Genomic DNA, 15,238 nt, shown 5'->3' with positions numbered 1-15,238 from the left:
TAGTTGGCTATTCTTCACACTCCTCACACTCCCCCCACTCCCCATCTCCCCACCTCCCCACCTCCCCATACTCCCTTCCCCGAATTTGTGCGAGAAATCTACTTGCAGATGTAATGCAAGAATGTGGACAAATTAAATCTTTCCTGTAGAATCAAAACCAACTTAAAATTTGTAAAATTTATAATTTTTTGGAGGGTAGGCTTATTAATCCTTCTAGCAGCTTACCAGATGCTAAATTGTCATCTGTTGCAGACTCCTCAGTCTTGCAGATCTGTGGTGGGTATCCGTTGCAAGGCCATGTCAAAATCAGTGGGGCGAAAAATTCAGCACTAGTAATTATGGCTGGAGCCTTGTTGTGTTCGGGAGACTGTCACATCCGTAATGTACCTTTGTTAGCGGATGTAGAGCGGATGGGTCAGGTATTGTCGGCTTTGGGTGTTCGCTTACAGCGAAATGGTGATATTTTGGACATTGATGCTAGTGAAATTACTTCATCCAAAGCTCCTTACGAACTAGTTACCCAGTTGCGAGCCAGTTTTTTTGCGATCGGCCCTATCCTAGCGCGCTTAGGAGTAGCGCAGATGCCATTACCAGGGGGTTGTGCCATTGGGGCCAGACCAGTGGATCTCCATGTGCGCGGACTACAAGCAATGGGAGCCGAGGTACAAATTGAGCATGGCATTTGTAATGCCTACGTCCCTGGCAAAAGCCGCCGCCTGAAGGGAGCAAAAATCTACCTAGATATTCCCAGTGTGGGAGCCACAGAAACGCTGATGATGGCAGCAACTCTGGCAGAAGGTGAAACAATCATCGAAAACGCCGCCCGTGAACCAGAAGTTGTGGATTTGGCAAATTTCTGTATTGCGATGGGGGCAAAGATTCAAGGTGCAGGAACGAGTACGATTACAATCGATGGCGTTCCCAAATTACATTCTACAAAGTATAGTATTATACCTGATCGCATTGAAGCAGGAACTTTTCTAGTCGCGGGGGCAATTACCCGTTCTGAACTGCTCCTCTCGCCAGTAGCCCCAGACCATCTAGTGCCAGTAATTTCTAAATTGCGGGAGATTGGCGTGAGTGTGGTTCAAGAAACACCAGACTGCTTACGTGTCCTCAAATCCGAAAGACTGATAGCGGCAGACATTGAAACCATGCCCCATCCCGGCTTTCCTACGGACATGCAAGCGCCGTTCATGGCTTTGCTCGCGATCGCAGAAGGTGATAGCCTCATTAATGAAACCGTATTTGAAAACCGTCTGCGTCATGCCTCAGAGTTAAACCGCTTGGGGGCAGACATTCGTGTTAAGGGTAACACTGCCTTTGTACGGGGAGTATCATTGTTATCTGGCGCACCTGTAATTGGCACTGATTTACGAGCCGCAGCAGCTTTAGTTGTTGCTGGTTTGGCAGCAGATGGTAAAACTACTATTCAAGGACTGCGCTACCTTGATCGCGGCTATGATCGCCTTGATCTTAAATTACAGGAGTTAGGAGCAAAAATCCAACGTTTACCTGGTTCAGAGGTAAAAACAGAAATTGCCCCTAGCAGTATCAATCCTTTGGTTAATAGTTAGTGGTTGGTTGTTGGTTGGTGGTTGGTGGTTGATGGTTGATGGTTGTTGGTTGCTAAATTGTTAACCATTCCCTACTAACTACTAACCACTAACTAATGTACAGACGTGCTATGGCACGTCTGGTACAACCACTAACTACTAACTACTAACCACTAACTACTAACAACTAATAATTCTTCTCGCTATACTAGGCTTTGTAGGGCTGGTATCAAACCAGCTCCATTACAAACCTCACTACTTCCAACTTGCTTTGCTATGTTATCCTCCAAAATTCAGCTAATTGGTCTGAAAGCCGATTCATTTCGTCACCCACTAGACCTAGAAGCAACCAAAGCGCTGAAGCAGATTCCCGGTATAGATATGATGGTGCGGAATTTCTTGGGGCCAGTGGCTGAGCAGTTATTTTATGTGGAAAACATAGCATCTAGTATTTTGGTAGGTGAAAACCAATTACCGCATTTACACAAACTATTATTAGAAGCTTGTCATATTTTAGATATGGAGCCACCCCAGTTGTATATCAGACAACATCCGGCTCCGAATGCTTATACTTTTGCGATGCGGGGGAAGCAGCCTTTTGTGGTGCTGCACACTTCCTTAATTGACATGCTTACACCAGAGGAGACTCAAGCAGTCATTGCTCATGAACTCGGACACCTCAAGTGTGACCACAGCGTTTACCTGACACCAGTAAATATATTAATTTTGGCGGCAGCAACTTTGCCTAATATTGGTGCGGTTATTGCCCAGGCAATCCAGGCACAACTTTTAGAATGGGTACGCTGTGCTGAATTTACATGCGATCGCGCTGCATTATTAGCAACCCAAAACCCTAAAGCTGTGATGTCTGTGTTGATGAAATTAAGTGGTGGTTCACCGACTCTCGCACCACAGCTGAACCTAGATGCTTTTATTGACCAAGCCCGCGCCTACGATGATATCAGTAAAACGGAACTGGGCGAAATGGTCAAAGCTACCCGGACAGCACAACTAACCCACCCAGTACCAGTACTGCGGGCGCGAGAAATAGATCGTTGGGCAAGCAGCAAAGAATATGAAAGTTTGTTGCAAAATCCAAAGTTAGAACGTGGTAGTGAGTCCAAAACTGTCGGCAGGTGGCGTAACTGGTAGATATTGATCAGTCCTTGCTAATTTGAAGCGAGTCGGGTGTGTGAAGCTTACGCACCACTTTTATGGCGGCGTGATAGCTTCGGCCATAACGCATCCTACAGAAGATTTACTAAATGTGCGATCGCCATTAGTAGAAACCGATTATTTCATATTCGGTTATTCTGACAAGAGCCAAATACATTCAATTGATAGATTAATTTGTAGAAACAAAAAATTATGTTGTTATAAGTTGAATAGATATGAGCAACTTATTTCCTCAAAATCAAGGCTCTTCTAAGAATGAATTGAATAGTCATAACTCGCTGTCACAATATATCCAATCCATGAGTCCAGAAGTGTTGACTCATTTATCTAAGCCTGTTTCCAAAGATGCTTTGCAATTAATCATGCAAGCTGTGACGCACAAGTTGAACAGCTTAACTACAGAACAGTTCAATGGCTTAATTGCTACTAACCGCCAAACCTTGAGTATGTTGCTGGGTGAAGCGATGGTGGATGGTTATTTTTTACGTAATGCCGAACAGAGAATGGAAATGGAGAGGTTATTGCCTTCTGTGGAAACCAATTCATCAAATGTTGAATGAACTCAAGTTTCGATGTTGGTAACGAATCAACAAATTTCTCCGCGTCTGGGTGTCCTCGCTTCAGTCTTAATTATAAGTTCTGAGGGGTTACGAGGGGTTAGATCCCCGACTTTTTAAAAAAGTCGGGGATCTCGCAGTCCATCAAAAATAGATTTGATTGGGCGATCGCGACTCATATTATAGTTGGAATTTCGGAGATGGGATTGTAAAATCCTAATCTTGAGAGAAAAGCAATTGAAGGCAATGAAAAAAGTTTTATTCTCTGGATTACTACTAATCTTACTGCCGTTAGCAGCTTGTTCTGAAGCTTCCCAAACCAGTGCTGTAAAAAAAGTCACACCCTTAGTTACAGGTGCCATACCCGACCAAGATCCAGAGAAGTTGCAGCGCCAGTATACCAAGCTAGCAGCATATTTGCAGAAAGAATTAGGCGTACCTGTAGAATACAAACCCGTGACTGATTACACCGCAGCAGTCACAGCCTTTAAAGTGGGAGACTTAGATTTAGTATGGTTTGGCGGATTGACTGGTGTACAGGCAAGATTACAAGTACCAGGTGCAGAAGCGATCGCGCAACGGGATGTAGATGAAAAATTCCATAGTGTTTTCATCGCCAACAAAAAAACAGGTTTGCAACCATTCAAAAATACCAATGATCTCCAAAAACTCAAAGGCAAAACCTTTACCTTTGGTAGCGAATCTTCTACCTCCGGGCGGTTAATGCCCCAATATTTTCTGGAACAAGCTGGCGTCAAACTCGTAGATTTTAAAGGTCAACCAGGCTTTTCTGGTGATCATGATAAAACGATCAAATTAGTAGAAGCAGGAACCTATGAAGTCGGTGCTGTAAATGAAAAAGTGTGGTCAAAACGTGTCGATTCCAAAGAAGTAGATTTAAATAAAGTAGAAGTTATTTGGCGTACTCCTGCTTATTATGATTATCATTGGGTAATTAACCCCCAGGTCAAACAACGCTACGGTAAAGATTTTGTCAATAAAGTTCAAGCTGCTTTCTTCAAACTAGACCCCAAAGTGCCACAACACAAAGAAATTCTCGATCTATTACAAGCAAGTAAGTTTATTCCTACCAAAAATGAAAACTACAAACAAATTGAAGAAATCGGTCGGCAAATTGGGAAAATAAAATAAATTTTCTTGAAATCGCAAAGAAAGATTTCTGGAAAAGAGAATTTAACAATTGAATTTAATTATTAGTAGTGAAATCCAATTGTACTAGATTGGGATAATTGATCATATAGAAAAGGTTTGAAGAAATTGCTGCAAAATATAAATTTGAAACAATTTGCTTTTACAAACAGGTTATACCTACTATTACTACTTTTAACGAGTGTACTGGTACAAAGCTGTGAATCCAAACCAACAGCCAAGTTAACCGTAAATTTAAATGTAAATGGATGTTCAACTCAATACCAAACAAACCTCTGGACTGGTAGCCCAGTTACAGACTTGCCAACCCTTGACCGTGTCAGCAGTGAAACCACAGAAGTTGCTGGATGTGGAATTGATGAGTTAGAGTACTCATTTAATGTTTCACCCATTGTCGCAAAGATAGAGTTTGATATCGATGGAGAGGAAGTAACAGCTTTTGTACCAATGCAAAAAGGTGTCACTGCCCCTAAACCCTTTATCGATGGCGATATTTCTCTGGAAAATATTAACGTCAAGGTTGATTTTCCTAACGGTAATCCGCCTTCTGTTGAGGGTTCCTATCGCGTTTCCAAGTAACAAGATGAAAGTTTGTGCCCATGAACCCACCTGCACCAATTTTTGCACTCAAAAATGTCAGCAAAAAATTTGGTCAATTTCCATCTTTGGTTGACATCAACTTGGAAATTTATCCTGGTGAAAGAGTTGCTTTTGTTGGTTCTAGTGGTGCAGGTAAAAGTACGCTGCTTAGCTTACTCAATGGTTCCTCCCAACCTACCCAAGGCGAAGTGTGGATACTCGATCGCAACATAGCACGTCTGCGTCCTAAATCGCTGCGACAAGTGCAACGGCAAATTGGTACAATCTACCAGCAATTTAATTTGGTGGACAACTTACGGGTGATTCATAATGTTAACGCTGGACATTTGGGAAGATGGTCATTTTGGCAAGCAGCTGTTTCTTTGATTTACCCACAAGCAGTGGAAACAGCTACCAAAGCTTTAATGCAGGTGGGAATTCCAGAAAAATTGTACGATCGCACTGATCGCCTTTCGGGAGGACAGCAACAACGAGTAGCGATCGCCCGTGTGTTAGTGCAAGATCCTGTGGCGATTCTGGCTGATGAACCAATTTCTAGTCTTGACCCGGAACGCAGTCGTGAGATTATGAATTTGTTGCGGGATTTGAGTGAGGAAACAGGAAAAACATTGATTTGTAGTTTACATGCGATTGAGTATGCCCGCAGTCATTTTCAACGAGTAATTGGGTTGCGTCAGGGTAGGATTTTGTTTGATGCGCCTGTTGGGGAGGTGTCGACGGCGATGGTGGAGGAGTTGTATAGAATTGAACCACAGAGGCGATGGGGTGATGGGGTGTAGACGCGTAGCGGTGAGGGGGTCGCAGTCTTGGCGGTTCCCGTCACGATTGCGAACTCCCTTAGACGGGCGAAGCCCGGCTTCAAGGTAGAGTACCCGAAGGGCTTCCCGTAGGGTAAGGGTGATGGGGAGAAAAGTGGTTATATCTCCCTATTTTTTTTGGGGTTTGGTGTGGTTGGTGGCGGTAATTTGGTCGTTGCATGTTGCTGGGGTGTTTCAAGGGGATTTGGTGAATGAGGGTGGGTGGAGTCTGGTGGTTGCTTTTCTGGTTACTGTGGTTTCGCCGGATTTGAGTTCGGAGTTTTTACTTCTAACTTTCGATGCAATGTTGAAGACTCTGGCTTATGCGGTGTGTGGGACGTTTTTTTGTGTAGTGATTGGGTTGGTAGGTGGTGTTTTATCCAGCCAGGTGTGGTGGAAGTCTCTAGGTAGGGGTTACGATTCTGCTTGGTTGGTGGTACGAGCAATTCTAGCAATCCCAAGAGCGATTCATGAATTGATTTGGGGATTGTTTTTCGTGAATATTTTTGGGCTTGATCCATTGGTGGCGGTGTTAGCGATCACTATTCCTTTTGGGGCAATTACTGCTAAGGTATTTTCGGAAATTTTGGATGAGACGCCTCGTAAGGCGTTGTTTGCATTACTCAATAGTGGCGTACCTCCTCTGAGTGCATTTGTTTATAGTCTTATTCCTCAAGCTTTTCCCAATCTACTTTCTTATAGTTTTTATCGGTTTGAGTGTTCGATTCGTTCAGCGACGGTATTAGGTATTATCGGTGCTGGCGGATTGGGTTATCAAATTTATCTGAGTCTCCAGTCTTTGCGTTATCAGCAAGTATGGACTTTGATATTTGCATTGCTGTTATTGAGTGGTTGTACAGATTTTTTGAGTGGATGGTTACGTCAACAATTGCAATTACCTAGCCGTTTGGATTTAAATGTTCTGAAACTCAAACAACATTCTCACAATCACCCCATTCCCTCATCTCCCAATCTGTTTTTACTAAATGCATTTGTTTTATTAATTTTTTCCTTTTGGTACGTTAAAGCTGATTTTGCCAAGCTGTGGGAACCGCGTAGTGCGGAACGTTTAGCGGGAATTATTCAAGATGTTTTTCCACCACAATGGATTGATCTAAATCAGTTATTTGTTCTCTCTACTCAAACTCTGGCTATGTCGATTTTGGCCATGACTGGTGCGGGTTTGGGTGGGATATTGCTTTCTTTTTTGGCAGCAAGGAGGGAGAGATGGGGAGATGGGGCAATGGGGAGGTGGGGAACTCGGGGCCCCCGCGACCGACAGGGAGTGGGGATTAGGGGCAATGGGGGGATGGGGAGAAATTTGGTTTCTCTATTAACACGGTTCTTACTCCTTTTTTCCCGGGCTGTACCGGAACCAATTTGGGCGTTAATCTTTTTATTTGTGTTATTTCCAGGAATTTTACCAGGTGCGATCGCTCTTGCTATCCACAATTTTGGTATTTTAGGACGATTGATGGCAGAGGTGATCGAAAATTTAGACCAACGTCCTTTACGTTCTTTAACGGCTTTGGGTGCTAGTAACTCCCAAGTCTTTATCTACGGCGTTTTACCTGCCACTATTCCCCGCTTTCTTGCTTACATTCTCTACCGTTGGGAAGTCTGCATTCGGGCGACGGTGATTGTGGGATTGGTGGGTGCTGGTGGTTTGGGGCGTTTGTTGACAGAACAAATGAGCAACTTTGATTACCAAGGTCTACTGACAACTTTGATTGTTTTTATTGGTTTAACTTTTGTAGTAGATGTGATTAGTGCTTCAGTCAGAAGGTCGTTGAGATAAGTGGAAAAGGGCAAGTCTTATGAGTAGTATTTGAGCCTCTAAGCCACTTTGAAGGTTATTGTGTCGCTATTATCCATCGGATTAATGATACGGATGGCAAGCTGATTGTCGTACCACAAGGTAAAAACTACAGCGACGAGCAAATTTTAGCTTTGACGGAGTTTCAAGAGCAGTTTTTTGTATCGGTGATCTTGCGGCAGCACAACTATTAATAATTGTAGGATGGGCACACCTCACCAACGTGAAATCAAGAGTTTTTGAGCATAGCGAATGACGCCTACCCCACATTTGCTTGTTTTTGGGTATCGTGTTTCATCAATAATTACAAAACATCTACTTTTAGTCAGATGTCAATCAGCAAATCTGTAACAACCATAGGTGTGATGGGTTACAAACTTTCCTAACTCATTCTTGTTGATGAGCTAACTTTATTACTTTATTCACTGGTACACAACGTCAAAACTTTAGGAGAACAACTATGACTACAGTGAATTCAGTGCAACTACAGAAAAACTTGAACGAAACCAACTACCCCATCAGCAAAAAAGACTTAATCAAGTATGCTGAAGAAAAAGGTTTTGATGAAAAAATCCTCCGGCTTTTGAAGCAGTTGCCTTCAATACAGTATGAAACGTCTGTGGATGTAAGCAAAGCGATCGCTAATATCAATAGTCAATGATTCCTGGGTTCACAATTCACCAGAGCGGTACACTGGTAGAAGCAATTAGCGCTCACATGTAGCGCTACAAGCAAAAAGGATAGATTATGCGTCAAATCCCAGTTGTTGCTTTCCTGATCCTTTTAGGCAATATCCTTTTCTCAACTGCAATTAGGGCTGGTGAACCTGCGACTATAACAAGTTTAGTCATGCGCGATCGCATTGTTGTAATCACCAATGACACAGACGGGCTAAAGTACTCAGTCAAAAGCAAGGACGGTACTATCTTAAGTGCCAATATTACTGAAAGCGAACTAGCCCGAAAGCACCCTGATGTGTATGAACAGGTTCGTCCAGCTTATGCTGGCGACAAAAATATCCCTGGTTTACTCATGTGGGTGGGAGACTTGGAAGCTAAGCCGTGAATTTTTCTTGGTGTCTTGGTGTCTTTGTGGTGAAAAAGATCATCTTTGAAACACAAAGACACTAAGACACAAAGAATTTAATCATGTTTTTTGCGCTTGATGTAAGTTCGTCTTGCACTCACTTTTATCTTGTAGCACTCAAATAAGCTGCCAAAGCTTCAGAACCACCAATGTGTTGACCATCGATAAACACTTGGGGAACGGTTGTTGCACCTGCGATCGCTTTTAAGGAATGCGTTGTTGCATCTTGACCCAAGACAATTTCTTCGTAGTCTAGACTATTTTGCTTGAGCATTTCCTTAGCACGCGCACAGAAAGGACAACCAGGTTTTGTAAACAGGGAAATACACTTAGGTTTTACTGCCTCTGGATTAATATATGCCAGCATAGTCTCGGCATCAGATACCTTGAAGGGGTCGCCTGGTTCTTCTGGTTCAATGAACATTTTTTCTACTACGCCATCTTTGACTAACATCGAATAACGCCAAGACCGCTTGCCAAACCCCAGGTCTGATTTATCGACTAGCATACCCATGCCATCAGTAAATTCCCCGTTGCCATCGGGTATAAAAGTTATATTTTCTGCTTCTTGATTCTTTGCCCATTCATTCATCACAAAGGTATCGTTGACGGATATGCAGATAATGTCATCTACACCATTCTCTTTGAAAGTTTTCGCCAACTGATTGTAGCCAGGAACATGAGTCGATGAACAAGTAGGCGTAAAAGCCCCCGGCAGAGAAAAAACTACAACCGTCTTACCTTTAAATAAATCATCAGTTGTCACATTCACCCATTGATCATTCTGACGCAGACGGAAGGTAACATCGGGAACTCTTCTTCCTTCACGATATGGCAACATTAGGTTTACTCCTGGAAACTTGCTAAATAAAGCGTACTCATTATGAGTACGCTTGTCAAGATATTCCTCTACATCTTGGTGGGAATTTGGAGTTTGAGGGGTATGAGGAGTGTGAGGAGAATTATTTATAGTAATCTATTCTCCCTTGTCCCCCTTCCGATCCCTGATCACTTAAGACTCCCGCCCAGATGCCCAAGTATCACGCCATTTCACAGTACCCTCAGTAGCAATTACCCAGCGCCGAGAAACGAGATTTTCCCTCAGGGGAGAACTTCCCTCTCGCCACATCGCATATTTGTAGCTGATCAGCTTACCAGCGCTTTCATTAAAGGGAATTTCAGCAAACCAGGTGTTGGAGTTAATGTATTCTAGGGGGTATGCTTTGGCAATGTCCCAATTACCAAGTTCGGGACAATCTCCAATCACAACGATGGTTTCTCCGGGTTGAGTGCGTACGCCATTGAGTTGTACCCGGACGATAGTTTGGCCTTTGACGCGTTCACCTACATGGCTGATAGCGATCGCTTCTTTGGGTGCAAGTTCTAGGTTATAAATCTTGCCATCTTTGACTTCAAACTTGCGTCCAGTTAATAAACAAGTATGTTCCCGATCTGGTAATTCCGTATCTACCGCCTCTAGGGTGACAGCATCACCTCTATTTAATACCACAAAGCAACGAGAGTCGCGGTAGCGGCGGACATAGCAATAAACATCTGGTGTAATATATTTCTGCCACTGACTACCCATTGATACTGCTGGGTTGAGGCGACGTAGTCCCGAAAGTTTGCGTATATCTCGATAGATGGGGGTATCAGTATCCCAACTTTCCATCATCGGACGGTTGTAGGGATCGTTGTTACCGTAGATATTATCATCACCGTTGGTATCGTTATGCAGGTATTGTTCTGTGCCGTAAAACAGGCAAGGGATACCGCGAGTTGTCATCAACAAAATCACCGCCAACCGTAAAATATCGGGATCAGGGTTAATCGTTTGAAAACGGTGCATATCATGATTGTCGATGAAAGTGATCAGTTCGGTTGCACCGTTGTAGCGATAGTCTAGATCCAGTACATTTTGAACCAGGTAAAAACCTTGTTCATCATACTTGGCTAAGGCTTGCCGAATTGCCATACACAAGCCAAAATCGAGGATACTCATACCAGAGTTGTTGGCAAATTCCACAGCGCGATCGTCATTGGGACTGCTGTAAATCCATTCGCCGAAAATAAATACATCTGGTTTGTGCTTGTACATTTCTCCAGTAAATTCCTGCCAAAACCAGATTGGCATGTGTTTAACAGTATCTACTCGCAACGCATCCACACCCCGATCCAACCACTGCTTAATTGCAGATTTAATATAGTTGCGGTACTGAATATTGTTTTCGTTAAAAGTGGCTAGTCCTGATAGTTCACAGTTATGAACTTGCCACTTATCTTCCCAATTTGTAACTTCACCGTAATGATGATACCAATGATCTTGATCATCATTAAAATCAGCAATCTTCACGCCATCATCATACAATTCGCCTTTACTACCACCAGTGTCAGGGCTACTATGGTTGCAGACAATATCCAACACTAGCTTCATATTGCGCTTATGCAATTCTGTAATTAGGCGATCAAAAACAGTATTTTTTTGCTCTTGAGTTTTGTTGAGAGAAGGATCATCATCAGCAGCAATGTAGCGGGGATTAATGCGTTTAAAATCCTTTGTCCAATAGCCATGAATAGCAGCACTTTCAATAAATAATTCTTCTACTTGTTCAAATAAAGGAGTTAACCAAATAGCAGTTACTCCTAAATTTTTGAGATAGTCTAGCTTGTCAATAACCCCTTGCAAATCTCCACCCCAGTACTTACCCCAGTCTTGGCGATTGGGATCATACAGTTCCGCATTGATACCTTGGCTATTGTCAGGATCACCATCGTAAAAGCGATCAACAACAATGAAGTAAATAGTTTCTTGACGAAATTCAATATCTCTAGTATAGAGAAATTCTAAATCAATTTCTGTCTCTGATGGTGGTGTTTTGACAATTGCTTCGACTTCTGCGGCTGGGTTTTCTACGGTGTATTGAGTATCTGAAATTTGAGATGGAGGATTTGCTACCATAGTAAATCGATAAATTAATTAAATTGATAATCTTAGTGTTGAGAAACGCAGCTTTGTAAAAATTGCTCTCTAAGTTTTACGCTTCTTTCATCGCAAGTATCTATTTATTTATCAAAAAAATACATCTATCTGTAGATAGTAATTTTTATTACTTGAGATAGATTTACGCAGGAAGTTTGATTGTATATGATAATTAGTCATTTTTTATTTTTTAGGTGATTTACAAGAAAATATATTTGTTTGCAGAATTTACGCAAAAATCGCCAAAAAGTTTTAGTTATTGAACCGCCAAGACGCCAAGAACGCCAAGGATTCGTAGAGTCTGTGTAAGCTCTGAAATGACTTACTAAACAATTTGATTAGAACTATTCTATTGACATATTTCTGGTAAAGGTCAAAATAAAATTGATACAAAGATATATTTTTATAACTGTATTTATCTAACTATAGATAGTTTTTCGTTTGGAACAAGATAGACAAAATTAGCTAACGTTCAATTCATGCATTATGCTATCAAAATAATAATAAAAAGCCAAATTTAGATACTATATCATATTCTTTGCGTAAGTAAACAGTAAAATAGTTGAGCAACACGTTTGAAACTATAGAAATATTAGAATATTAAGAGGGTAAAAATTTGCTATTACAAAGTCCAATTATTGCATTCACAATTCTGCTGCTAATTATTTTTACTGTACCACCTATTTTTGAAAGACTACGACTACCCGGCTTGGTCGGTTTATTAATAGCAGGTGTAATACTAGGTGAAAATGGACTCAAGCTACTTAACTCTGAATCTGAAACAATTAAACTCCTCTCGGAGATAGGTAAAGTTTATTTAATGTTTGTAGCAGGTTTAGAGATTGACCTTGAGCAGTTTCGTAAAACTAGAAATCGCTCAATTGGTTTTGGTACTTTAACGTTTCTAGTTCCATTATTTGCGGGAATTGCTGTTGGCAGATTATTTAATTTTAGTTGGAATACTTCTGTCTTAATTGGTTCTTTGCTTGCTTCCCATACTCTATTGGCATATCCAATTGTTAGCCGCTTGGGAGTTGTGACAAATGAGGCTGTAACAGTCACAATTGGTGCCACAATTTTTACTGATACTGGTGCTTTGTTAGTGCTAGCAGTTTGTGTTGGCATTCACGGCGGGGAATTTACAGCCCTGAGTTTAATTACACTTTTAGTTGGATTAGCAATTTACTCTGCTGTTGTTTTATTTGGTTTTGATTGGGCAGGAAAAGAATTCTTTCGACGTTCTGGTGATGAGCAAGGTAATCAGTTTTTATTTATCTTGCTGGCTTTATTTATAGCATCTGTAGGAGCGCAGGTAATTGGAGTTGAAAAAATTGTTGGTGCATTCCTAGCAGGTTTGGCTGTCAATGATGTTTTGGGACGTAGCCCTGTTAAAGAAAAAGTTGAGTTTATTGGCAGTGTTTTGTTTATCCCTTGTTTTTTTGTGGACATGGGATTATTGATTGATATCCCTGCTTTTATCAAAACTCTAAGTTCAGTCTGGTTGACTGTAGCGATTGTAGTGGCGTTGATTGGCAGCAAATTCATCGCAGCATTTCTAGCCAAATTATTATACCGCTACAACATCCCAGAACTGCTGACAATGTGGTCTTTATCACTACCCCAAGTAGCAGCTACACTCGCAGCAGCTTTAGTTGCTTATGAAACAGTTAACCCTGCGGGTGAGCGATTAATCAATGAGGGTGTGTTGAATAGTGTAATTGTGTTGATGCTGGTAACTTCAATAATGGGCCCAGTAATCACAGCACGATATGCCAGCGCACTTATAGTTCCCCAGACAGACTGGGCAAAAGATAAATTATCTACATGGTGGCAAGGAGATAGTTGTAATGTGGATGGACAAACGCACCATCCATTCACTGTTGTTGTTCCCCTATATAATCCCCAAACTCAGCGCTATTTGATCGAAATGGCTGCATTACTGGCACGTCACGAATCGGGGAAGATTGTACCATTAGCGATCGCCAGAGGTCATGTGCAAATGGATGATCTGCGCTTAACAACAGCACTTGAGCAAAGTCAGCAACGGTTGCAGGGTGTTTTAGAAATTAGCCAAGAATTTGGTGTGGAAGTATCACCAGCTGTTCGGATTGATGATGATGTCGCTTTGGGAATTTGCCGTACTAGTCGCGAACAAAACGCCAATTTAGTTGTCATGGGTTGGTCGCGTAACACGGGTATTCGCGCCCGCTTATTTGGTACTGTGATTGATAGCGTGTTTTGGTCTTCTCATTGTCCGGTAGCAGTGACAAGATTATTGAGTAGTCCGACAACTATCCAACACATTCTTGTACCAGTGGGAGATTTAACCCGGCAAACAGTCGGTGCTTTGCGGTTTGCCCAAATTTTAGCAGATGGGAATCAAGCACAAGTAGTACTATTGCATGTGGGCGATCGCAGAACACCCCCAACTCAGCTTGATAAGTTCAAATCCCAACTGTCTGATATCGCTTCTGAAAGTAAGTTACAAGTAAACACGGCGATCCAAACAGTTATCAGTGATGACGTGGCTAGAGTCATTATTCGCGAAGCCAAAACATTTGACTTAGTAGTGTTGCGATCGACTCGTTATCGTACCGCCGGTGGATTAGCTGTCAGTGAAGTGACAACCCAGGTGATTAAAGAGTTAACTTGTTCAATTGTATTGTTGGGGGAACCTCATTCTTAACGTAGTTGATTCTATAGCGTCTGGGGTATTGGATGCCACTAACTCTGTTGGTTCTGTTGCTGTTGTGCCTCAGTCTTAGCCATCCCTTCTCTAATGAATTTACCAGCTAAGTAACTTAATGTGCGGTCTTGAGATTCTGCAAGACGCTGTAACCGTTCTTTTTCCTCTTGAGTTAAAACTACTGTAACCGTCACTTTTCTTGGCATTGGAATTACTGAAGTCTGCTAACTCATCATAACTCTTGTGGACACTTGTTGACAGATGAGTATATTGTTAACTGTTCACAACTAGTGTTACTATTCACAACAGTTCACAACTTGTGTGATAAATCACAGCCAATCATTGATGAAAAATTGGTGGCTGTGAAATCTTAGCGGATTGGCAGCCACCAATGCCTACCAATATTCAGAAGTAGACGGTCACTATGTTATCAAGAGAAGAGCTAGAAGCGCTATCACTAGAGGATTTGCAACAAATAGCTAGGAGCTATGGCATCCAACCACCAGGGAACTACAACAACAGAGAAAGTTGGATTAATGTTCTCACAACATTTCCTTACAAAGCAATTGAACAAATGAGAGATGGCATCGGACTACACAGTCCAGGAATTGAAATCTACAAATACATCTCAGTAGCACTTGACATGATGGGAGAGCCAACAGACACACAACGCGCGCTTCTAAAGGCAACTGAAGGCGCACAGAGACTGGTGGACAAAAGATGGAGGATGTATCAGGAAAAAATGTACAAGCTGTACAGAGTTAAATTACTGTTACACCAAGCGGTAAAACTGCTTACCACTGGAGGCTAGTTA

General features: G+C 42.0%; 14 protein-coding genes. 11 read left to right on the top strand and 3 right to left on the bottom strand.

Annotated features, from left to right (window positions below):
* Positions 1-188 precede the first annotated feature (188 nt).
* The 9 genes from murA to UYI_RS0106020 all read left to right on the top strand — a co-directional run bounded on the left by murA (position 189) and on the right by UYI_RS0106020 (position 8,737).
* The gene (murA, locus tag UYI_RS0106060; protein ID WP_016865779.1) at positions 189-1,577 is read left to right on the top strand and encodes a UDP-N-acetylglucosamine 1-carboxyvinyltransferase; all 1,389 of its coding nucleotides are present in this window, start codon (positions 189-191) and stop codon (positions 1,575-1,577) included.
* A 255-nt stretch (positions 1,578-1,832) separates the two neighbouring features.
* On the top strand, positions 1,833-2,708 hold the full coding sequence (locus tag UYI_RS0106055; protein WP_016865778.1) for a M48 family metallopeptidase: 876 nt from the start codon (positions 1,833-1,835) through the stop codon (positions 2,706-2,708).
* 239 nt (positions 2,709-2,947) lie between these two features.
* Complete coding sequence (locus UYI_RS0106050) at positions 2,948-3,292, top strand: DUF760 domain-containing protein (RefSeq protein ID WP_016865777.1); 345 nt, start codon at positions 2,948-2,950, stop codon at positions 3,290-3,292.
* A gap of 243 nt (positions 3,293-3,535) precedes the next feature.
* Positions 3,536-4,441 (top strand): putative selenate ABC transporter substrate-binding protein, encoded by a 906-nt coding sequence (locus UYI_RS0106045; protein ID WP_016865776.1) that lies wholly within the window; start codon positions 3,536-3,538, stop codon positions 4,439-4,441.
* Between the two features lie 144 nt (positions 4,442-4,585).
* Positions 4,586-5,038 (top strand): hypothetical protein, encoded by a 453-nt coding sequence (locus UYI_RS0106040; protein WP_016865775.1) that lies wholly within the window; start codon positions 4,586-4,588, stop codon positions 5,036-5,038.
* A gap of 20 nt (positions 5,039-5,058) precedes the next feature.
* The gene (locus UYI_RS0106035) at positions 5,059-5,838 is read left to right on the top strand and encodes a phosphonate ABC transporter ATP-binding protein (RefSeq protein ID WP_016865774.1); all 780 of its coding nucleotides are present in this window, start codon (positions 5,059-5,061) and stop codon (positions 5,836-5,838) included.
* 121 nt (positions 5,839-5,959) lie between these two features.
* Positions 5,960-7,654, top strand: a complete 1,695-nt coding sequence (locus tag UYI_RS0106030) for a PhnE/PtxC family ABC transporter permease (RefSeq protein ID WP_016865773.1) — start codon at positions 5,960-5,962, stop codon at positions 7,652-7,654.
* Positions 7,655-8,132: 478 nt separating this feature from the next.
* Positions 8,133-8,333: a DUF2795 domain-containing protein gene (locus tag UYI_RS0106025; protein ID WP_016865772.1), complete on the top strand. Its 201-nt coding sequence runs from the start codon at positions 8,133-8,135 to the stop codon at positions 8,331-8,333.
* An 86-nt stretch (positions 8,334-8,419) separates the two neighbouring features.
* Positions 8,420-8,737: a hypothetical protein gene (locus UYI_RS0106020; protein WP_016865771.1), complete on the top strand. Its 318-nt coding sequence runs from the start codon at positions 8,420-8,422 to the stop codon at positions 8,735-8,737.
* A 124-nt stretch (positions 8,738-8,861) separates the two neighbouring features.
* On the opposite strand, the gene UYI_RS0106015 is transcribed toward UYI_RS0106020, so the two are convergent.
* Positions 8,862-9,599 (bottom strand): glutathione peroxidase, encoded by a 738-nt coding sequence (locus UYI_RS0106015; RefSeq protein ID WP_016865770.1) that lies wholly within the window; start codon positions 9,597-9,599, stop codon positions 8,862-8,864.
* A 171-nt stretch (positions 9,600-9,770) separates the two neighbouring features.
* On the bottom strand, positions 9,771-11,717 hold the full coding sequence (locus UYI_RS0106010) for an alpha-amylase family glycosyl hydrolase (protein ID WP_016865769.1): 1,947 nt from the start codon (positions 11,715-11,717) through the stop codon (positions 9,771-9,773).
* Positions 11,718-12,354: 637 nt separating this feature from the next.
* Here UYI_RS0106010 and UYI_RS0106005 point away from each other — a divergent pair.
* Positions 12,355-14,424, top strand: coding sequence for a cation:proton antiporter domain-containing protein (locus UYI_RS0106005; RefSeq protein WP_016865768.1), 2,070 nt, complete (start codon positions 12,355-12,357; stop codon positions 14,422-14,424).
* A 38-nt stretch (positions 14,425-14,462) separates the two neighbouring features.
* Here UYI_RS0106005 and UYI_RS36525 read toward each other — a convergent pair whose 3' ends face one another.
* Positions 14,463-14,630, bottom strand: coding sequence for a ribbon-helix-helix domain-containing protein (locus tag UYI_RS36525; RefSeq protein ID WP_016865767.1), 168 nt, complete (start codon positions 14,628-14,630; stop codon positions 14,463-14,465).
* A 218-nt stretch (positions 14,631-14,848) separates the two neighbouring features.
* Here UYI_RS36525 and UYI_RS0105995 point away from each other — a divergent pair, with 218 nt between their 5' ends.
* Positions 14,849-15,235 carry a hypothetical protein gene (locus tag UYI_RS0105995; RefSeq protein WP_016865766.1) on the top strand — a complete coding sequence of 129 codons (387 nt, stop codon included), beginning with the start codon at positions 14,849-14,851 and terminating at the stop codon, positions 15,233-15,235.
* Positions 15,236-15,238: the final 3 nt, after the last annotated feature.

The organism is Fischerella muscicola PCC 7414 (assembly GCF_000317205.1).
Classification (GTDB): Bacteria; Cyanobacteriota; Cyanobacteriia; order Cyanobacteriales; family Nostocaceae; genus Fischerella; species Fischerella muscicola.
Note: the sequence above shows the minus strand (reverse complement) of the source record. Positions and strands in the feature narration are given on the sequence as shown.